This window comes from Pseudoalteromonas sp. MT33b (assembly GCF_014117385.1).
GTDB classification, from domain to species: Bacteria; Pseudomonadota; Gammaproteobacteria; order Enterobacterales; family Alteromonadaceae; genus Pseudoalteromonas; species Pseudoalteromonas lipolytica.
The window spans coordinates 3,356,324-3,375,450 of the sequence record NZ_CP059831.1 but is presented as its reverse complement, the minus strand read 5'-3'; the positions used below and the strand labels follow the sequence as shown (position 1 = coordinate 3,375,450).

The 19,127-nt window shown below is 43.2% G+C and carries 20 protein-coding genes; 11 read left to right on the top strand and 9 right to left on the bottom strand.

All coding sequences use genetic code 11. The annotated features are described in order from the left end of the window. Positions 1-49: 49 nt before the first annotated feature. A complete protein-coding gene (locus H3302_RS15250; protein ID WP_036973475.1) occupies positions 50-253 on the top strand; it encodes a YheV family putative zinc ribbon protein in 204 nt (67 codons plus the stop codon). Between the two features lie 20 nt (positions 254-273). Here H3302_RS15250 and H3302_RS15245 read toward each other — a convergent pair whose 3' ends face one another. Continuing rightward, positions 274-486 carry a SlyX family protein gene (locus H3302_RS15245; RefSeq protein WP_036973473.1) on the bottom strand — a complete coding sequence of 71 codons (213 nt, stop codon included), beginning with the start codon at positions 484-486 and terminating at the stop codon, positions 274-276. Further along, a complete protein-coding gene (locus H3302_RS15240; protein ID WP_036973471.1) occupies positions 473-1,471 on the bottom strand; it encodes a WD40 repeat domain-containing protein in 999 nt (332 codons plus the stop codon). Before H3302_RS15240 ends, H3302_RS15245 begins: the two co-directional genes overlap by 14 nt. A gap of 201 nt (positions 1,472-1,672) precedes the next feature. Between H3302_RS15240 and fkpA the strand changes: the two genes are divergently transcribed. Beyond that, positions 1,673-2,428: an FKBP-type peptidyl-prolyl cis-trans isomerase gene (fkpA, locus tag H3302_RS15235; protein ID WP_065979435.1), complete on the top strand. Its 756-nt coding sequence runs from the start codon at positions 1,673-1,675 to the stop codon at positions 2,426-2,428. A gap of 42 nt (positions 2,429-2,470) precedes the next feature. Here the strand turns inward: fkpA and H3302_RS15230 are convergent, their stop codons facing one another. After that, a complete protein-coding gene (locus H3302_RS15230) occupies positions 2,471-3,523 on the bottom strand; it encodes an LD-carboxypeptidase (protein WP_174403897.1) in 1,053 nt (350 codons plus the stop codon). A 147-nt stretch (positions 3,524-3,670) separates the two neighbouring features. Further along, positions 3,671-4,141 carry a sigma D regulator gene (gene rsd / locus H3302_RS15225; protein WP_182395785.1) on the bottom strand — a complete coding sequence of 157 codons (471 nt, stop codon included), beginning with the start codon at positions 4,139-4,141 and terminating at the stop codon, positions 3,671-3,673. A gap of 613 nt (positions 4,142-4,754) precedes the next feature. Between rsd and hemE the strand changes: the two genes are divergently transcribed. Next, the gene (gene hemE, locus H3302_RS15220) at positions 4,755-5,819 is read left to right on the top strand and encodes a uroporphyrinogen decarboxylase (RefSeq protein WP_182395783.1); all 1,065 of its coding nucleotides are present in this window, start codon (positions 4,755-4,757) and stop codon (positions 5,817-5,819) included. Between the two features lie 59 nt (positions 5,820-5,878). On the opposite strand, the gene sthA is transcribed toward hemE, so the two are convergent. Together sthA and H3302_RS15210 are read right to left on the bottom strand one after the other, a co-directional pair. Continuing rightward, positions 5,879-7,309, bottom strand: coding sequence for a Si-specific NAD(P)(+) transhydrogenase (sthA, locus tag H3302_RS15215; protein WP_036973466.1), 1,431 nt, complete (start codon positions 7,307-7,309; stop codon positions 5,879-5,881). A 13-nt stretch (positions 7,310-7,322) separates the two neighbouring features. Further along, positions 7,323-8,456, bottom strand: coding sequence for a fatty acid desaturase (locus H3302_RS15210; protein WP_180311219.1), 1,134 nt, complete (start codon positions 8,454-8,456; stop codon positions 7,323-7,325). A gap of 116 nt (positions 8,457-8,572) precedes the next feature. On the opposite strand from H3302_RS15210, the gene fabR reads away from it, so the two are divergent. The 6 genes from fabR (at position 8,573) to H3302_RS15180 (ending at position 14,961) form a co-directional block, all read left to right on the top strand. After that, the gene (gene fabR, locus H3302_RS15205) at positions 8,573-9,190 is read left to right on the top strand and encodes an HTH-type transcriptional repressor FabR (protein ID WP_036973464.1); all 618 of its coding nucleotides are present in this window, start codon (positions 8,573-8,575) and stop codon (positions 9,188-9,190) included. A gap of 370 nt (positions 9,191-9,560) precedes the next feature. Continuing rightward, the gene (gene leuA, locus H3302_RS15200) at positions 9,561-11,108 is read left to right on the top strand and encodes a 2-isopropylmalate synthase (protein WP_182395780.1); all 1,548 of its coding nucleotides are present in this window, start codon (positions 9,561-9,563) and stop codon (positions 11,106-11,108) included. Continuing rightward, entirely contained in the window at positions 11,105-12,181 is a 1,077-nt protein-coding gene (leuB, locus tag H3302_RS15195; protein WP_036973461.1) for a 3-isopropylmalate dehydrogenase, read from the top strand. Before leuA ends, leuB begins: the two co-directional genes overlap by 4 nt. 57 nt (positions 12,182-12,238) lie before the next feature. Further along, positions 12,239-13,639 (top strand): 3-isopropylmalate dehydratase large subunit, encoded by a 1,401-nt coding sequence (gene leuC / locus H3302_RS15190; RefSeq protein ID WP_182395778.1) that lies wholly within the window; start codon positions 12,239-12,241, stop codon positions 13,637-13,639. After that, a complete protein-coding gene (gene leuD, locus H3302_RS15185) occupies positions 13,639-14,238 on the top strand; it encodes a 3-isopropylmalate dehydratase small subunit (RefSeq protein WP_036973455.1) in 600 nt (199 codons plus the stop codon). Before leuC ends, leuD begins: the two co-directional genes overlap by 1 nt. Positions 14,239-14,367: 129 nt before the next feature. Beyond that, entirely contained in the window at positions 14,368-14,961 is a 594-nt protein-coding gene (locus tag H3302_RS15180) for a hypothetical protein (protein ID WP_036973454.1), read from the top strand. A 74-nt stretch (positions 14,962-15,035) separates the two neighbouring features. On the opposite strand, the gene H3302_RS15175 is transcribed toward H3302_RS15180, so the two are convergent. Continuing rightward, a complete protein-coding gene (locus H3302_RS15175) occupies positions 15,036-15,359 on the bottom strand; it encodes a hypothetical protein (RefSeq protein ID WP_371915646.1) in 324 nt (107 codons plus the stop codon). A 168-nt stretch (positions 15,360-15,527) separates the two neighbouring features. On the opposite strand from H3302_RS15175, the gene H3302_RS15170 reads away from it, so the two are divergent. Beyond that, complete coding sequence (locus H3302_RS15170; RefSeq protein ID WP_065979427.1) at positions 15,528-15,974, top strand: TerB family tellurite resistance protein; 447 nt, start codon at positions 15,528-15,530, stop codon at positions 15,972-15,974. Between the two features lie 4 nt (positions 15,975-15,978). Here H3302_RS15170 and H3302_RS15165 read toward each other — a convergent pair whose 3' ends face one another. Beyond that, positions 15,979-16,548, bottom strand: coding sequence for an NADPH-dependent FMN reductase (locus H3302_RS15165; protein WP_182395776.1), 570 nt, complete (start codon positions 16,546-16,548; stop codon positions 15,979-15,981). Positions 16,549-16,661: 113 nt separating this feature from the next. On the opposite strand from H3302_RS15165, the gene H3302_RS15160 reads away from it, so the two are divergent. Further along, complete coding sequence (locus tag H3302_RS15160; RefSeq protein ID WP_036973449.1) at positions 16,662-17,555, top strand: LysR family transcriptional regulator; 894 nt, start codon at positions 16,662-16,664, stop codon at positions 17,553-17,555. On the opposite strand, the gene norR is transcribed toward H3302_RS15160, so the two are convergent. Next, complete coding sequence (norR, locus tag H3302_RS15155; protein WP_182395773.1) at positions 17,552-19,114, bottom strand: nitric oxide reductase transcriptional regulator NorR; 1,563 nt, start codon at positions 19,112-19,114, stop codon at positions 17,552-17,554. The genes H3302_RS15160 and norR overlap by 4 nt on opposite strands. Between the last annotated feature and the right edge of the window lie 13 nt (positions 19,115-19,127).

The following is a 19,127-nucleotide window of genomic DNA, read 5'->3' as shown; positions in this document are numbered from 1 at the left end:
CAGAATTATTAGGCTAAAATAGCCGCCTAAATGGCACCGGAGATCATGTATGAGACAAAAAAAACGCTTTATCGCAGGGGCATCATGCCCAGAGTGTAATGCGATGGATACGATGATGCTTTATAAAGAGCATGATGTTGAGAAAGTAGAATGTGTGCAGTGTGGCCATAAAATGACTCAGCCAGAAAAAGCAGTACAAGCCTCAACACGCCAGTTTGAACAAGTGATTGGGGTGTTTAAGCCGGGCGATTAACCCGGCTAAATTTTTCAATATTAATAATGTGGCGGAGGCGGCTCATGCATCTGCGACATTAAAGAAGGTTGTTGTGCTTCTTTAATTTTTTCTGCAAGCAATTCAGTCTGGCGCTTCATTTTTGCAAGCTGTTGCTGATGCGCTTTAAGCTCATCATTTAATATTTCAATTGTTTCATCTTGAAAAGCGACTTTTGCTTCAAGTTCCATTAGACGATGTTCAATTGTGTTCATTTGATTCTCTTACATTAAAACTTTCAGCGAATCCGCTGGAGCTTTCGGTTAATAACGCTTGGTTGTTATCAGTAAACGCAACATCTAACACCACGGCCGATTTCGGGCGACTTCCTTCACGAGGAACCACTTGCCACGTTTGCAATTTTTTACCTGAGTCTAGCTGCCATAATTCAACAAGTCGATTGGGTGACCCGGTTGCGATTAAGGTGCCTTCATCGTTAAAACGCACTGCGGTAAAAATTTTCTGACGCGCAATATACGCCAGTTTGCTAACAAGATCACCTGTAGTCAGTTGCCATACATTTGCTTGCTTCATACTGTCAGCTGTAAATGCATAGCGGCCTTGTGGATCGAGGGCGACTTGAGTAACGCGAGTCGGGTGGTTAAAGCGATGTATAACTTGCCCTGTACGGGTATCCCAAAAGTAGGCAACATAGTCATTAGAACCACTGATTGCGTAATGACCATTCGGTGAAAGGTCAACAACATTCACTTTTTCTTGGTGGCCAAGGAACTCTATGCGTCTTCCGGTCTCTAAGTCGAGGTAAACGACTACACCGTCGGCGCGGCCATATAACACGCTGCGTCCTTGGTTGCTAATCGCGATATCTCTAATTGTTGAGGCGTGTATTTTATAGTAGCCCGTGTTTTTACCTGAGTTAATGTCCCACACAGCAAATGTGGACTTTTCTGCGGTGACAGCATGGCTATTGTCGTAAGAGATTGCCACAGTGTGAACGAGGCTATCTTGAGCTTGTTGTTGAAACCATTGGTATTTTAATACCTGCTGTTGATTATCCCACAGCGCGACCCCATGGTGTATAGATGAGATCACGCTGTATTTGCCATCATGCGAAATAGCAGATGCAAACGCACCTTTAGCCGCATGTTCATAACGTGCAGTGGATTGCTCATGTTGCTCAGAGCAGGCAACAACTAAGCTTAGGCTTAGCAGATACAAAAAAGTACGAAATATCGACATATTACGGGTATTTCCCCTTAACTCTTCGTGATTGAGAGGTTAGACTAGGGCTCATTAAAGGCCTAGGTTGTTATTCTAATCACTGATCATGCGTTTGCATGAAGTTTAGTTATTAGACAAGCAGCCTACCATGTAGGTCGTTAATCTTTAACTAGTAATAATACAATAATTGACAACTGCAAAGTGTGTCGGAGATATAAAATGAGAAAGACGATTAAATTGTCATTGATTGCAGCGTCAGTTTTAGCGCTTACAGCTTGTAATCAAGAAGCAAAAAAAGAACAGCAAGTTGAAGTTAAACTAGAGACTGAAGCACAACAACAAGCATACGGTATCGGTGCCTCTGTTGGTAATTTCTTGAATCAAGACTTAGCTGACAAAAAAGAGTTAGGTGTTGAATTAGATGAAGCGCTATTAAAGCGTGGTTTTGAAGACGCACTTGCAGGTAACGCAAAATTAGACGACGAAAAAATTCGTGAAGTGTTAACAGCGCTTGATCAAAGCATTCGTACTAAGCAACAAGAAAAAGCAAAAGTAGAAGCTGAACAGAGCAAAGCTGAAGGCGAAAAATACCTAGCAGAAAACGCGAAGAAAGAAGGCGTGACAGTAACTGAGTCTGGTTTACAGTACGAAGTGATTTCACAAGGTGATGGCGAAAAGCCAGTCGCTACTGACGTGGTAAAAGTACACTACAAAGGTACTTTACTAGATGGAACTGAGTTCGATAGCTCTTATTCACGTAATGAGCCAACGACTTTCCCACTTAACCGTGTGATCCCAGGTTGGACTGAAGGTTTACAGTTAATGCCTGTTGGCTCTAAATACAAGTTCACTATTCCAGCTGATCTTGCTTACGGTGAGCGCGACCTAGGTAAGATCCCTGCTAACTCAACGCTTGTGTTTGAAGTAGAACTACTTGAAATTCAAAGCGAAGAAAAAGCAGCTGCTGCAGAGTAATTTTTTACTCAATGAGAAAAGGGCCTAAAGTAGGCCCTTTTTTTAGCTGCTAAATGCTGTTTCTTTCATTTGCAGCGTGCCTTTATCGGCATCAAGTGCCACCACCGTACCGACCGGTAAAATAAACTGGCGTTTAATATGACCAATCATTGCACCGCGATAAGCCGGAATGCCTAATGGCTTAATATAATCAGCAAAGATATCATCTAAGGTTAATGAGCCATAGCCTCGACCAGGCTTACAGTCATTACAATCACCAAATACAAACCCCGCTATTTTATCTAGTGCGCCCATAAGTTTAAGGGTGCTCATCATACGGTCAATACGATAAGGGGCTTCATCAATATCTTCTAAAAATAAAATAGCCCCATTAAAGTCAGGTAAGTAGTCAGAGCCTGCGAGTGCTGTGAGTACAGTGAGATTCCCCCCGATTAAACGGCCACTGACCTGACCCGCATTGATGGTTTGGGTTAAGTATTGGCTGTTGACTAGTTCATCGTCTGCTTTGGGTAAATTTTGGTAGCGCATTAACTGACGTTGTTCAAACATGTTTTTAAATTGCGCAACATGAAATGGATTCCAATCGCTGGTGGCATTAGGGCCATGAAAACTAATAAGCCCGGCTTTAGCGAGTAATGCATTATGTAATGCCGTGATATCAGAATAGCCCATAAGAGGTTTCGGATTATTGCGAATTGTTGCATAGTCTAAAAGTGGCAGGATACGAGCCGCACCCGACCCACCCCGTAAGCACACAATCGCATCGACATGTGGGTCGGCAAATAAGCTGTTTAAGTCACTCGCTCTTTGTGCATCTGTGCCAGCTAAATGACCGCGTCGGGCTAAAATATTAGGGGCAAGCTTTGCTTTATAGCCGAGTGCTTCTATTACACCTTTTGCGAGTATGATGTCAGCGTGCTCAGCGGTTGCCGCTGATGGGCTGCACAGACCAATGGTTCCCCCTTTTTTTAATGGCTTTGGTTTTACTAAAGTGGGAGTTGCAGTGTGTGATGCGCCAATCAGTGGTTGGCTGGTTGCTAAACTTGCACCTGCTGCAAGAACAGAAAGAGATTTTAAGAAAGTACGTTTGTTCATCGTGCGCCTCATTTTTTTACTATGAGTAACGCATTAAAATAATTATTTCAAATTTTTGTTATGAAATGGAATATAACATTCTATTAAGGTAGGCAGATAACAAGACTTTCCAGCAGAGAAAGTGTTCTCTGCTGCCGTCTTACTGTGTTAGCTGGTGTGGTTTGAATAGAGATTATCGATTAGTTCATCTTCTAATTCAAAGCGCAGCTCAAGTGCTTCACCTAGCACTGATAAATCTTTATCAAATTCGTCGAGCAAGTCATCTGAGTCAACTTCAGCGTATTTGTCGTTAAAGTCTAATGCAACATCGGTAGTTTCAGAAATTCGTGGGTAGAGCGCATTGGCTAGCTTTTGGCTTTCTGGGCCTTTTTCTTCACAGGCCTTGGCAATGTCGTCATACACTTCGAAATGTCCCGCTGACAGGTAATCCATCAGTATTTGACAAAAGTTTTGGATTTGCAGTTGATCAGGTAGGGCGTGATCTTTCTTTTCATACGGTGAAAATCCCGCAATACGGCAAAACAACACAAGTAGCTTTTGACGTTCTGTAAGCCATTTATCGATGACAGAATGGCTACCTCCCCACTTTTGTTGAGCTTTTTCCAAACGCGTCAGCATATTTCATCTCCTCGCTGAGTTGGTTTTCCTTCCCTATATAAGAAGGAAATATGACACAAAGATCAACTAAATTCTTAGTGCCTAATTGCAACAGATTGTTAAAAGCCAACTTAGAGGCGCATATTTAAGCAGCGTTTTTCTGCTTCTTTACGCTGTTGTCTAAGGCTGGACTTTTATGCTCTAACAGCAGTGTATGGGAAATAATTAAAAACTACTAGTGTTTATTTTGGATTATCAATCTAATGAGGTAGAGGGGGTATCTTGTTGATTAAGAAAAGAAAAAACCACCAAAATTGGTGGTTTAATTCTTTTTCCGAACTTGTTAAAACAAGCTTTCTTATAGTTATGGGAAGATTTTTGTTCTTATTGTTATACAATTTTTATTATTGTTTTTGTTAACGCGGGATAAGTTATACCAAGCTTTTTTCGATGTTGCAAATTTATTAATAAAAAGTTTTAAAATTATTTTAATTTCGTTCAATAATTGTGCGGTTTTATGTGGCGTAGCTAAAAACTATGATCTATGTCTAGGGTCGGTTATCTATCCATAGTGAGCGGCGCAATATGGTGATACAATCAGCGCAATTTCATTCAGTTCTAGGATCTAAAACGCATGAGCGAATTAAAAAACGACCGTTATTTACGTGCACTACAAAAGCAACCTGTCGATGTTACACCGGTATGGATGATGCGCCAAGCAGGCCGTTATTTACCTGAATACCGTGCTTCACGTGCTCAAGCAGGCGACTTTATGAGCTTATGTAAAAACGCCGAACTTGCTTGTGAAGTGACTTTACAGCCATTACGTCGTTACCCGCTTGATGCTGCGATTCTATTCAGCGATATTTTAACTATCCCAGATGCGATGGGATTAGGCCTTTATTTCGAAACCGGCGAAGGTCCTAAGTTCGAGCGCCCAATTTCATCATTAGCGGATGTTAAAAAGATTCCTAATATCGATCCAACTGATGAATTAGGCTATGTGATGAATGCGGTAAGCACCATTCGTCGTGAACTCAAAGGTGAAGTGCCACTGATTGGCTTCTCAGGTTCACCTTGGACACTTGCCACATACATGGTTGAAGGTGGAAGCAGCAAAACATTCGGGAAAATCAAAAAAATGGCGTTTGCAGAACCGCAAACACTACACCTATTACTCGATAAATTAGCTGATTCAGTGATTGATTACCTCAACGCACAAGTGAAAGCAGGTGCGCAATCATTGATGGTTTTTGATTCATGGGGGGGAGTGTTAAGCCCGCGTGATTACAATGAATTCTCACTACAGTATATGCATAAAATCGTTGATGGCTTAATTCGCGAGTACGACGGTCGTAAAGTGCCGGTAACACTATTTACTAAAAATGGTGGTCAGTGGATTGAAGCAATTGCAGCAACAGGCTGTGATGCAGTAGGCCTTGATTGGACAATCAATATTGGTGATGCAAAGCGTCGTGTTGGTGATAAAGTGGCACTACAAGGTAATATGGACCCATCAATGCTGCACGGTACGCCAGAGCGTATTCGTCAAGAAGTCGCCACAATTTTAGAAGACTTTGGTACAGGTTCTGGTCATGTATTTAATTTAGGGCATGGTATTACCCCAGATGTTGACCCTGAACATGCCGGTATATTTATTAACTCAGTGCATGAGTTAAGTGCTAAATATCACAAGTAAGTCGCTCTAGTTATAAAAAAGCCCGCAATATGCGGGCTTTTCTATATACGTTCAATCGCTTATTTAAATAAGCGATTTAAACCATTTAACGCAGCAACTCGGTAGGCCTCAGCCATGGTTGGGTAGTTAAAGGTTGTATTTACGAAGTAATCGATGGTGTTACCACCGTTCTTTTGTTCCATAATTGCTTGCCCGATATGGACAATTTCAGACGCACGTTCACCAAAGCAATGCACACCAAGCACTTCTTTAGTATCAACATGGAATAAAATCTTTAAGCTACCTACCTCAGTCCCGGCAATTTGTGCGCGTGCCAAATGCTTAAACTGTGCACGGCCAACTTCGTATGGAATTTTAGCTGCGGTAAGCTCTTGTTCGGTTTTACCCACTGAGCTCATTTCAGGAATCGTATAAATACCGGCAGGAATATCAATAATCAATTTTTCTTCGCAGTTACCACATGCAATGGCATCAGCAGCAATACGCCCTTGGTCAAAGGCAGCACTCGCAAGGCTTGGGTAACCAATAACATCACCTACAGCATAAATGTTATCAACCTCTGTTTGGTATGTTTCATTTACTTTAAGCTGGCCACGGCTATCGGCTTTTAAGCCCACAGCATCGAGGTTTAGAGTGTCGGTATTACCTGTACGTCCGTTAGCAAACAAAATACAGTCTGCTTTGACACGTTTGCCCGACTTCAAATGCATCACGACACAGTCATCACGGGTTTCGATGCGATCAAACTCTTCGTTATGGCGAATAACAATGCCGCTATTCCAAAAGTGGTAACTCAGTGCATCTGAAATCTCAGCATCCATAAAGGCTAGTAAGCGATCACGGGTGTTAACTAAGTCAACTTTCGCGCCTAAGCCTTTAAAAATAGAGGCGTATTCACAGCCAATCACACCTGCACCATAAATAAGCACGCGATGAGGGTCGTGTTCAAGGCCTAAAATGGTATCGCTGTCGTAAATTCGTGGATGCGAAAAATCAACGCCTGGTGGCCTGTAAGGGCGAGAACCCGTTGCGATAACAATGGTTTGTGCAGTTAACGTTTCAAATGAACCGTCGATGTGAGTAATTTTCACTGTGTGTTTATCAATAAACTCAGCATCGCCTTGGTACATATGAATACGATTACGGTCGTAAAAGCTACTGCGTAGGTTAGATTGTTTCGAAATGACATTACTAGCATGGCGAAGAATATCAGGGAAAGTGAGGCGGTTAGGGCGCTCGCTGATATTAAAAAGTGGGTTCGCTTTGTATTCAATGTAACGACTAACAGAGTGGCGTAAGGCTTTTGAAGGAATAGTGCCCCAATGGACGCAACCGCCACCTACTGATTCTTGGCGCTCAATAACAGCTACTTTTTTGTTACTTTTAGACAGGTTCATGGCGGTGCCTTCACCGCCAGGACCTGTGCCTATGATAATCGCGTCGTACTGATACGAAGGCGTATCTTTTTGCTTTACGTTTTGTTTGGCCACAGCCGCTCCTATGTTAACTAAAAGAGGCTTTTAATAACCTCGCATTTAGTGCAAGCCAAGCCTGCTTTTGGTTTTCCCAAGCGGCTTCAAGCTCATGATATTGTGTCATTACTGCTGATTTTTCGCATTGTTTTATCATTTTATTTTTTTTGATTTCTAACACGCGTTTTTGCAGGGCACAAAAGTGTTGCAGCTTTTTCAGCAATAATTCGTACTCAGATTGTAATAATGTAAGCTTATCTTGGGCTAAAGGCAATTTTGCGAGCTTATCTTGGGTCTTATTCATCAAGGTTTCTGCTTTCGCTTTTTCAATACGTTCAACAGGCGTACGTTTGAGCTTTGAGGCTAAACCCATCGCGGCCAATGAGCGGATCATCCACTTAGTGGGATCATAGTGATACCATTTTATGCCGTTACGATAGTCGCTGGCAAAAATATGGTGGAAGTTATGATAACCTTCGCCATAAGTGAATAACGCTAAAAAACCGTTATCACGTGCAGTATTTTTTTCTGTGTATGGACGAGAGCCCCAAATGTGCGCCACTGAATTTATAAAAAAGGTAAAGTGTTGGCTTAATACCAAACGTAGCAGACCCGCAAGTAATAGCATGCCCCACACATCACCCAGCATTAAACCCAGCGCAAATGGAATACCAATATTAGTGGCTAATACTAACTTCATGTAATGGCGGTGTTGCCACATTACCACTTTATTTTTCTGTAAATCTCGGCAGTTGTTGTAGTTGCCATACTCATCACCTTGATAGTCACGTAGCATCCAGCCTATATGGCTATACCAAAAGCCGTTGGTAGCTGCGTAAGGGTCTTTGACAGGGTCGTCGACTTGACCATGGTGAATACGGTGATCACTACTCCAATGCAGTGCGCTGTTTTGCAGTGCAAATGCACCACCAAGGGCAAAAAAGGCTTCAATCACTGGATGAGTATCGTAAGTCTTGTGTGCCCACAGGCGATGATACCCCGCGGTAATCGACATACCCGCATAAAACATACACGCAACGAATGCAATCCAATGTGCGCTGGTAAATCCATAGGTAATTCCATACCATGGCACTAAAGTAACGGCAGCCAAAAAAGTAAGGCTAAAGAATAGGACGTTGGTCCAAATAATAGGTGGTTTTTTCATCTTTCAAAATCTGAGCGTACACTTGTACGCTAAAATAGTGTTTCAAACTCTCCGCGTCAAGTATTAGACTGTCTCATTAACCGAAAAATCATTAAAAATTCACGCTGGGAGTTTCCATGTCGGGTGTTAGAGCGCAACAGAAACAAAAAACACGACAAGCACTAATCGAAGCAGCATTTAATCAATTGAGTGCGGATCATAGTTTTTCTAATTTAAGCTTGCGTGAAGTTGCCCGTGAGGCTGGTATTGCGCCTACCTCGTTTTACCGTCACTTTAAAGACATGAACGAACTTGGCTTAACCATGGTAGATGAAGCGGGTTTAACGCTGCGTCAATTAATGCGTCAAGCACGTAGGCGAATAGCCAGTGGTGGCAGTGTCATTACGACATCTATTGTGACTTTTATGGAGTTTATCGATAACTCAAGTAACCAGTTTAGGTTGCTGCTGCGTGAACGTTCTGGCACTTCTAAGGCATTTCGTGCTGCTGTCGCGCGTGAAATTAAACACTTTATCTTAGAACTTGCTCACTACCTTGAAAGCGAAACCCCATGCGATGCCACCCATGCGTATATTCAAGCGGAGGCCATGGTGACTTTAGTATTTAACGCCGGTGCTGAGGCACTTGATATTGAAGGACAGCAGCGAGAAGAGTTAGTAGAGCGTCTAATTTGGCAACTACGTTATATTGCTCGCGGCGCCACAATGTATGTGCGAGACAACAATCATTCTTAAAAGTTAATCTAAACACGGGAGTCGGCTGTAAACGATAAATTAAACGCTGCCGACTTGGGTTTTGGATTGATTATTCAAAATGTACTGTTTAATGGATTTTAAATTTCTATTATTATCGCTTTTCAATCTACTTTTTAGAAAAATTATGCTTGCAAGCCTGTTTGTTGAATGTTAAAAATACAGCTCACTGAACACACATTTAGTAAATAAAGATGCAAATGACACGTTTAATTACATTAAAACTAAACCTCTTACTGCTTAAGCGAGTAGGCGGGGCTTAGTGTATTTGCATTTGTAAAACATTATAAAACCCCGCAAGCGCGGGGTTTTTTTTATCTCGCTAATGGGTCATTGGGAACGAGGACAGTTTATGAAAGATAAGGTTTGGATTTTTGACACAACGTTACGTGATGGTGAGCAAGCGCTTAAAGCGAGCCTAACAGAAGACGATAAAATTCAACTTGCGCATACCATTAGCCGCTTAAACGTGGATGTAATGGAAGTGGGTTTTCCGGTATCAAGCCCGGCAGATTTTCGCTCAGTACAGCGTATTGCGACCGAAGTAAAAGGACCAATTATTTGTGGTTTAGCGCGTGCGGTTGCAAAAGACATTGAGGCCTGTGGTGAAGCGCTACGCCCAGCAGAGCAAGGGCGTATTCATACCTTTATTGCAACCAGTCCATTACACCTTGAACATAAACTACGAATGAGCTTAGACGATGCCACCGCCATGGCTGTAAAGTCGATTAAGCTTGCTCGTCACTATACTGATGACGTGGAATTTTCGTGTGAAGATGCTGGCCGTACACCACATTGGGATTTATGCCGTATCGTTGAAAAGGCCATTGATGCAGGTGCATCGACCATCAACTTACCTGATACCGTGGGCTATGTAACGCCAGACGAGTATGCGGCGATGATCCATCACTTAATGAATAATGTGCCCAACATCGATAAGGCGCGCTTAAGTGTGCATTGTCATAACGATTTAGGTTTAGCAGTGGCGAATTCAATTGCCGCAGTGCACGCGGGCGCTCGCCAAATTGAGTGTACGATTAACGGCATAGGTGAGCGTGCAGGTAACTGCTCGCTTGAAGAAGTGGCGATGATCATGAAAATGCGTGAAGACCACTTAAAAGTGCATACCGATATTCACAGTGAAGAAATTTACCGCGCTTCTCGTCAAGTGGCGAAGATATGTAATATGCCGGTCCAGCCAAACAAAGCCATTGTTGGTGAGAATGCGTTTGCGCACAGCTCGGGTATTCACCAAGACGGCGTTTTAAAAGCGCAGAATACTTACGAGATCATGTCGCCAGAAAGTGTGGGTGTGCCCAGTAATCAATTAAACATGACATCGCGTTCAGGGCGTCATGTTATTGAGCACCGTTTAGAAGAGTTAGGTTATCAAAAGTCTGACTACGACATGGATAGCTTATACGAGAGCTTTTTAGCATTAGCAGACCAAAAAGGCACTGTGTATGACTATGACTTAGAAGCGATGATTTACTTCAATCAAATCAGAGATAAAGACGAGAAGTATCAACTTGAGTTTGTTAACTCAACGTCTAATTCGCAATCGGTTGCCAGTTCTACGATTGGCATGACCATTGACGGTGTATCTAAGCAAGAAGCTGCAACGGGCAATGGCCCGGTAGAAGCCTCGTTTTTGGCAATTGAGCGTTTAACGGGTATGTCGGTTGAGATGATTGAATACAACCTTGAAGCCACAGGGCAAGGCGCAAGTTCATTAGGCCAAGTAAATATTATTGCTAAATACGATGGTCGCCCTTATCACGGTGCGGGCATTGCGGCAGATGTCGTTGAAGCTTCAGTGCGTGCCATGATCCGTGTGTATAACTTAATTTATCGTGCACAAAAAGTGTCTGATTTAAAACAACAAAGGAAAGCAGGATGAGTCAATCTAATTACAGCATCGCCGTATTAGCAGGCGATGGCATTGGTCCAGAAGTAATGGCTGCAGCAGAAACCGTATTGGATGCTGTAAGTGAAAAGTTTGGTTTTACATTGACTCGTCATCACCATGCGATAGGTGGCGCTGCGATTGATGAATTTGGTCAAGCATTGCCGCAAAGTACACTTACTGCGTGTGAAAATGCTGATGCTATTTTATTTGGCTCTGTAGGCGGCCCAAAATGGGAGAACTTACCACCGAATGAGCAACCTGAGCGTGCTTCGTTGTTGCCACTGCGTAAGCATTTTGGTTTGTTTTGTAATTTACGCCCCGCACAGTTGCTACCAGCCTTAAGTGCAGCTTCACCACTTCGTGCAGATATTAGCGCACAAGGCTTTGATATTTTATGTGTACGTGAGTTAACGGGCGGTATTTATTTTGGTGAAAAAGGGCGCAGCGGTGAAGGCGAACAAGAGACCGCATTCGACACGCAAACCTATTCGCGTAAAGAAATTGAACGCATTGCTCGCTTTGCGTTTGAAGCGGCAAAACTACGTAGTAACCATGTTACATCGGTTGATAAAGCCAACGTGTTAGCGTCAAGTGTATTGTGGCGAGAAGTGGTCACCGAAGTCAGTAAAGACTACCCAGAAGTAAGCCTCGATTACATTTATGTTGATAATGCGGCGATGCAATTAGTGAAGCAACCAAGCCAATTTGATGTACTACTTTGCGATAACCTATTTGGCGATATTTTGTCGGATGAATGCGCGATGATCACAGGCTCTATGGGCTTATTACCATCGGCGAGTTTGAACCAGTCTGGCTTTGGTTTGTATGAACCTGCGGGTGGCTCTGCCCCCGATATTGCAGGAAAAGGGGTGGCAAACCCGATTGCGCAAATTTTAAGTGCTGCACTTATGTTGCGTTACTCGCTTGGACAAGATGAAGCGGCACGGACTATCGAAAAAGCGGTGGCAGAGGCGGTTGAAGCCGGTGTGGGTACGCCTGATATCTATCCAAATGCAGGGTATACCACCAGTGATGTTGCTGCAGCAATTGTTGCACGTATTTAATTAAAATTGATTGCGCTGAACTCGTCATTCAGTGCAGCTAAAACGAGGGAATAGCAAGTGGCCCAAACCTTATATGATAAAATTTGGCAAGCCCATGTGGTCGCCAGTATTAATGATCAAACCGATTTACTGTATATCGACCGTCATTTAGTTCACGAAGTAACATCACCACAAGCGTTTGCAGGTCTGCGTGAGAAAAACCGCAAAGTGCGTTGCCCAGAAAAAACCTTTGCAACCATGGATCATAACGTTTCAACAAAAAGCCGTTCGTTAGATGCTGCAAGCGAAGTGTCTAAAAACCAGTTAATGGCACTGGATGCAAACTGTAAAGAGTTTGGTATTCAACTTTATGATTTAAATTCGATTAATCAAGGTATTGTGCATGTAATGGGGCCTGAGCAGGGCATTACCTTACCGGGTACGACCATTGTTTGTGGTGACAGTCATACTTCAACCCATGGTGCGTTTGGTGCACTTGCGCACGGTATTGGTACCTCAGAGGTCGAGCACGTATTAGCAACCCAAACCTTACAGCAGAAAAAAGCCAAGTCGTTAAAAATTCAAATTAATGGTCGTTTACGCCCAACAGTCACAGCGAAAGACCTAATTATGGCGGTCATTGGTAAGCTAGGGACCGCGGGTGGCACTGGGTATGTAGCTGAATTTTGTGGTGAAGGCATTGAAGCACTGTCAATGGAAGCACGCATGACGCTGTGTAACATGAGCATTGAAATGGGCGCAAAAGCCGGTTTAATTGCACCTGATCAAACTACCTATGATTACTTAAAAGGTCGCCCATTTGCACCAAAAGGCGATGACTTTGACGCAGCAGTTGCCTATTGGCAAACACTAAAAACGGACGAAGGCGCGCAGTTTGACCATGTTGTTGAATTACAAGCAGCCGACATTCAACCGCAAATTACTTGGGGCACCAGCCCTGAACAAGTTATTGGCGTAGATGAGTGTATTCCAGACCCAGAACAAGAGCCTGATTTAATTAAAGCCGATGCGATTCGCAGTGCGCTGAAATACATGGGCTTAAAGGCGGGTGACAAGCTTTCTTCAGCAACGGTTGATACGGTATTTATTGGTTCATGTACAAATAGTCGTATTGAAGACTTACGTGCCGCTGCACAGATTGTTGAAGGTAAGCAAGTTGCAGCCGGTGTAGAGGCATTGATTGTTCCAGGCTCTGGCCTTGTTAAAAAGCAAGCAGAAGACGAAGGACTTGCTGATATCTTTAAGGCAGCAGGGTTTGAATGGCGTGAGCCGGGGTGTTCAATGTGCTTAGCCATGAATGATGACCGATTAGAAGCAGGTAAACGCTGTGCATCGACCTCAAATCGTAACTTTGAAGGACGCCAAGGTCGCGGTGGGCGCACTCACTTAGTTAGCCCAGCAATGGCTGCGGCAGCTGCAATTCATGGTCGTTTTGTTGATATCAGAGGAGAAGCCTAATGAGCGTATTTTTTAGTGGCTTAATGGCCCCGTTAGATAAAAACAATGTAGATACTGACCAAATTATTCCAAAGCAGTTTTTAACTTCGACAAGTCGTGATGGCTTTGATGCGGCGCTTTTTTATGATTGGCGTTACTTAGATAATGGCGAGCCAAACCCTGAGTTTATTTTGAATCGCCCTTGTTACCAAGGTGCGCAAATTCTTTTAACTCGCGATAATTTTGGTTGTGGTTCATCGCGTGAGCATGCGCCATGGGCATTAAAGCAATATGGTTTTGAAGTCATTTTAGCGGAAAGCTTTGCAGATATTTTCTTTAATAACTGCGGCAATAACCAAATGCTTGCTATCGCATTACCGGCAGAAACACTTGAGCAATTATTTGTACTGAGTGAACAGTATGATGATATTCATATTGAGGTAGATTTAGAAAATCAGCAACTTCGTAGCGATAAATTTGAGACCATTCATTTTGATATTCGTCATGACATTAAAGAACGTTTATTAAGTGGCCTAGATTTTATCGGAGTAACCGAGACGCTTAACGGCCAAATAGATGCTTTTGAAAAGCAACTTGCAGCCACGAGACCTTGGCAATAAACGTGTATTACATGTGGAACCTAAACGCGGCGTAAGCCGCGTTTTTATTTATTACTTATCGTGATTGCTTTCTTTGTCATGTATAAATCGCTAATCTAAAACACGTATTTTTTATTTAAGGAACACACCATGAAATATTTAGTGGCTTCAATGCTAGTGACAGCATCATCAGTGGCAATTGCACGCCCAGCGCCGTTAGTGTCAATACCGAGCCATGATGGCTTTTTTAATAATATTGCAGCGCATTGTGGCAAAGCGTATGAGGGAAAAGTTACGGTTGATAATGCCACTGGGCCAAGCTCGTTTGCAGGTAAAAAGCTTATTATGCATGTGCGCCACTGTAACGAGCGTGAGTTGCAAGTACCATTTCATGTTGGAGATGATGCGTCGCGTACATGGATCATAACTAAAACAGGCAGTGGTTTGAGTTTAAAGCACGACCATCGCCATAAAGATGGCAGCGATGATGCGTCTACAATGTATGGCGGTCATACTGTTGATGCTGGCTTTGTGAATGCTCAGTCATTTCCTGCAGATCAATATTCAAAAGAGTTGTTTGCAAGCCAAGGTATTCCGCAGTCGATGGGGAATACGTGGCAAATGTATATTTACCCAAAACAATTCACCTACCGTTTAGTGCGTGAGGGTCGTGAGTTTCGTGTTGACTTTGACTTAACAAAACCGATTACACCTCCAAACGCTCCGTGGGGCTACACTGATTAACTAGCTTCAAGTAAACTCAAGAAGTTGGCGTTAATAGTAGCCGCTGGATACCGATTTATTATCCAGCCTTTTGGTTAATTAGCGTCGTCTTCACATTGCAATACTACGGTTAAAGGTGGCTGGTAGGCACGTGGTTTCGTAGGAAAGCGCTCGTACTCTTGTACGCCATCAGTCACTCTTAACATAAAAGGTTTGTCCTTACATAACCGGCTAGCATGACGCAGTAAAAAGACGCTTTGATTTTTGAAATGTGGGTAATCATCAGATTGAATTTCAAGATGATAACGACCATCTGCCAATTTGGTTTGATAGTAATGGACTTTCTCATCAAAGTCGTAGAGTTTCTCGGTTTCGCCTTTTGCGGCCTGGGCAGCACTGCACCCCGCAATCAATATCATCGCGCTGAACAGTAGTGCTTGTGTACTTCTAACTCCACTCATAAACACTTAACTCCATGTGATTAATGCGTTAATTCATCGCATCGTTGAACCATGAATTAGCATCCATAGTCAAACTAAGGTAACGTTACATCTATACGTAGTTTAACACCCAAAAGGGACAATGTGATGCTCAGTAAAATAAAACAGCTCTTTTCAGTAATGGACAACAGCCAATCTAACATTAGCGAACATGACCTCAAAACGGCTGTTGCTGCACTATTAATTGAGGTGATGCGCGCTGACAATGAGTTACAAGATGATGAGCAACAGGCACTGAACAACACCTTAAAGAAATACTTTTCTTTATCAGACGAAGAAGTGCTGGAGCTTGTAGAAGGTGCGTCGAAAAACTTAGATGAAGCGATTGATTACTTCCAATTTTCCAAGCAAATTAACGCTCAGTGCAGTGCCGAGCAGCGCATCGATATCATCGAGCTGTTATGGCGTTTAGCGTACGCTGATGGCGAACTTGATAAACATGAAGAATTAGTTATTCGCCGTGTCGCGAGTCTTCTGTATGTGACTCATGAAGACTTCATCGCTGCAAAATTAGCAGCGACAAAGTTGAGCTAAACGCTTACTTATTTAATTTACTGGCGACACTGACAAGTTGCTGTGCAAGGCTGGCAACTTGTTCGGCAGTATCGGCATCGTTAATGCGGCCGTGTTCATCTAATTTCGTGTGGATAGCGGGCACTGCAAGTTGGTCAGCTAATACTAGGCTACCGATGCCGGATAAAATATCGCGTACATGATTTAAACCACGTAGGCCGCCTAAACCACCAGGTGATGACGCAAAAAGTGCCGTTACTTTGTTACGAAATGCAGGCACTGCACCTTGCTCAGTTCGCGAAGCCCAGTCGATGGCATTCTTTAAAGGTGCTGTAATAGAGCCATTATATTCTGGGCTTGCTAATAAAATACCGTCGGCAGCACGTAGTTTATCTTTTAAACGTTGTGCACCTGCAGGTGTACCCTGTGCTTCTAGATCTTCATCGAATAGTGGTAAGTCTAAATCGCTTAGTTTAAGCACTTCTACTTCAGCACCGCTTTCAAGGGCGAAGCGTGCTGCTTCATTAATTAGTTTTTGATTAAAGCTGTCTTTACGTAAGCTGCCTGCGAGGGCAATGATTTTTGGTGCTGTCATGATGGCTTCCTTTTAAGCTTCACGGTTGATACCTTAACTTTAGCAAAAAACCGCTTGCAGAAAAGCCAAATAAACGCAAAACTTATGTGCATATACGCACATAAGAGGGCGCTATGGCAATTCAATTTGATGATTGGCAAGATGTAAAAGTTGCTTATGAAGTCGCACGACTAGGCACATTAACTGCCGCGGCAGAATCTTTGGGTGTTCATCACAGCACGGTACTCAGAAGGGTTAATAACTTAGAAGAGAATCTTGATGCACGCTTATTTCATCGCCATGCGCGTGGTTACACCGTGACAGAAATAGGTGCAAAGCTCTTTGCGACAGCGAAAGCGATTAATGCAGAGCTCGAAAAGCTACACAACGATATTATTGCTGCCGACAGTCAACTGCGTGGCAGTTTATTACTGACAACGGTCAGTGGTTTCATTGATGTATTAAGTGAAGTATGCGAACAGTTTCAGAGCCTACACCCGCAAGTACGGCTTGAAGTGATCCTTGACCAAAACCGATTACGTCTTGACCATGGTCAAGCTCATATTGCTGTACGTGCAGGCCCTCGCCCTGATGAAGGAGATTATATTGCTCAGCATTTGGCTGAGTTATCGTCCGGGTTTTATGCTTCAAAAAGCTACATTGAAAAATATGGTTTGCCGAAAACCTTACAGCAGTTAGAGCAGCATAGTTTTGTGTCGGGTGTAGCTGGTTACAACGCTAAAGTGCCTTATTTTGCTTGGGTTGATGAGCACATAGCACCCGCACAAATCAAGCTTAGAGTATCAGAAACATCAGAAGCAACGCGTGCTATTGTTAGGGGGCTGGGCATTGGTGGTTTACAGCATGAGGTCGCAGATCAATACCCAGATTTAGTGCCTGTGCTTGCAAAAGAACTCGTTTGGCCGACCGACCTCTGGTTGGTAACACATCACTTGGTGCACCGCACCGCGAAAGTACAGGCATTTAGCCAGCTACTAAAAGCCTATTTTAAAAAATTAAAAAACTAGAGCGACTTTTTTACGTTAATACCCAAGCGTTTGGCCAGCCTCACAAGGTTGGCCCTGTCGACTTTAAGCGTGCGGGCAGTGGCTGCCCAGTTTAAGTTGTGCTGTTCTAGTTGCTGCATAATCATCTGATAACTAAACGCATCGGTAGCTTCTTTTAATGACAGCGAGGATGTATTGGTATTGATAAGCTGAGTCGTTGTGTGCGTGTTTGTAGCACGTTTTTCTATATCACAGTGCTGTGGTTCAATGGTGATGATTTTCTGTTGCCATTGTTGTTGTTTGGCTTTCAAAGCAGCTCTACTTATCACGTGTTCAAGCTCTCTCACATTACCAGGCCAATCATATTGGCGTAGCAATATTTGCGTGTCGATACCCAGTTTTAGCTGTTTTATAGCAAGTTTGCGCGCAGTTTGCTCAACAAAAAAGCCAGCCAAAAGAATCACATCATTTTCGCGCTCTTTTAGTGCGGGTACGTTAAGTGGGTAAACGCGCAGCCTATGATAAAGATCTGCGCGAAAACGTCCTTCAGCAACTTCTTGTTTTAAATCGCGATTTGTTGCTGCAATAACGCGTACATCAACGTAACGACTTTGATCTTCACCCACGGTTTGCACTTCGCCACTTTGCAGTACGCGCAACAACTTACTTTGCATTGCTAAGGGTAATTCACCAATTTCATCAAGAAAAAGTGTTCCGCCATCAGCGAGTTGAAATTTACCTTGGCGAGTTGAATGGGCGCCAGTAAATGCGCCTTTGCTGTGCCCAAAAAATTCACTTTCTGCCAGATTCTCAGGTAACGAAGCACAATTAAGGTGGATTAAGGGTTGTTCTCGTCGCTTCGAATTGAGATGAATATTACGTGCAACAAGCTCTTTCCCGACTCCAGTATCGCCTTGTATCAGTACGCTAAACTCCGATGCAGCCACTAATTGAATATCATTTTTTAGTATTTGCATACAGTGGCTATTACCAATTATTTCAACACCTTCTCGGGTTAAAGCCTCAAGATTAAGTTGCTGAGCTAGTTGGTGATTGTGCTGTGCATGTTGCTGGTAATGTTGCACTGTAAGGAGGGTTTCAACATGTGCTGCGACTAATTGCATAAGCTGTGTGAGCTGAGTCTGGGGGACATCATCAAAAGCATATTCGTTGAGGCTATCAAAGGTTAAAACAGCCAGTAATTGTGAATCTTGCTGTTGACTGTAAAGGGGCAGCCCCATGCATGCATGTACAGGAAAATCCCCCTCACGACTTTGTAATAAACCATCATAAGGGTCAGGAAGCTCACACTCTTTAGCAAACTTGAGCGGTTGGGTGCTTCTGCAAATTTCAAATAAACGAGGGTGCTCGTTTATCTCAAAGCGTCTGCCAAGAGTGTCTTGAGACAAGCCGCGCTGGGCGACGGGTTTTAACGTTTCGCCCTGCTTAATAAGTAGGGCAACGGCATCACAGTGTATCCATTCACTTATACAGCTTAGTAGATCGCTGAAGTCGTTTTTGTTTGGATTTACGTGGGCAAGTGCCAATGCAATATCGAGGATGCTTTTTTGGCTTGTCATGTCAAATTGACCT

Excerpts from the sequence above, each read along its gene's own strand:
- H3302_RS15250 (WP_036973475.1), top strand. The coding sequence starts at position 50 with ATGAGACAAAAAAAACGCTTTATCGCAGGGGCATCATGCCCAGAGTGT.
- H3302_RS15245 (WP_036973473.1), bottom strand. The coding sequence starts at position 486 with ATGAACACAATTGAACATCGTCTAATGGAACTTGAAGCAAAAGTCGCT.
- H3302_RS15240 (WP_036973471.1), bottom strand. The coding sequence starts at position 1,471 with ATGTCGATATTTCGTACTTTTTTGTATCTGCTAAGCCTAAGCTTAGTT.
- fkpA (WP_065979435.1), top strand. The coding sequence starts at position 1,673 with ATGAGAAAGACGATTAAATTGTCATTGATTGCAGCGTCAGTTTTAGCG.
- H3302_RS15230 (WP_174403897.1), bottom strand. The coding sequence starts at position 3,523 with ATGAACAAACGTACTTTCTTAAAATCTCTTTCTGTTCTTGCAGCAGGT.
- rsd (WP_182395785.1), bottom strand. The coding sequence starts at position 4,141 with ATGCTGACGCGTTTGGAAAAAGCTCAACAAAAGTGGGGAGGTAGCCAT.
- hemE (WP_182395783.1), top strand. The coding sequence starts at position 4,755 with ATGAGCGAATTAAAAAACGACCGTTATTTACGTGCACTACAAAAGCAA.
- H3302_RS15210 (WP_180311219.1), bottom strand. The coding sequence starts at position 8,456 with ATGAAAAAACCACCTATTATTTGGACCAACGTCCTATTCTTTAGCCTT.
- fabR (WP_036973464.1), top strand. The coding sequence starts at position 8,573 with ATGTCGGGTGTTAGAGCGCAACAGAAACAAAAAACACGACAAGCACTA.
- leuA (WP_182395780.1), top strand. The coding sequence starts at position 9,561 with ATGAAAGATAAGGTTTGGATTTTTGACACAACGTTACGTGATGGTGAG.
- leuB (WP_036973461.1), top strand. The coding sequence starts at position 11,105 with ATGAGTCAATCTAATTACAGCATCGCCGTATTAGCAGGCGATGGCATT.
- leuD (WP_036973455.1), top strand. The coding sequence starts at position 13,639 with ATGAGCGTATTTTTTAGTGGCTTAATGGCCCCGTTAGATAAAAACAAT.
- H3302_RS15180 (WP_036973454.1), top strand. The coding sequence starts at position 14,368 with ATGAAATATTTAGTGGCTTCAATGCTAGTGACAGCATCATCAGTGGCA.
- H3302_RS15175 (WP_371915646.1), bottom strand. The coding sequence starts at position 15,359 with ATGATATTGATTGCGGGGTGCAGTGCTGCCCAGGCCGCAAAAGGCGAA.
- H3302_RS15170 (WP_065979427.1), top strand. The coding sequence starts at position 15,528 with ATGCTCAGTAAAATAAAACAGCTCTTTTCAGTAATGGACAACAGCCAA.
- H3302_RS15165 (WP_182395776.1), bottom strand. The coding sequence starts at position 16,548 with ATGACAGCACCAAAAATCATTGCCCTCGCAGGCAGCTTACGTAAAGAC.
- H3302_RS15160 (WP_036973449.1), top strand. The coding sequence starts at position 16,662 with ATGGCAATTCAATTTGATGATTGGCAAGATGTAAAAGTTGCTTATGAA.
- norR (WP_182395773.1), bottom strand. The coding sequence starts at position 19,114 with ATGACAAGCCAAAAAAGCATCCTCGATATTGCATTGGCACTTGCCCAC.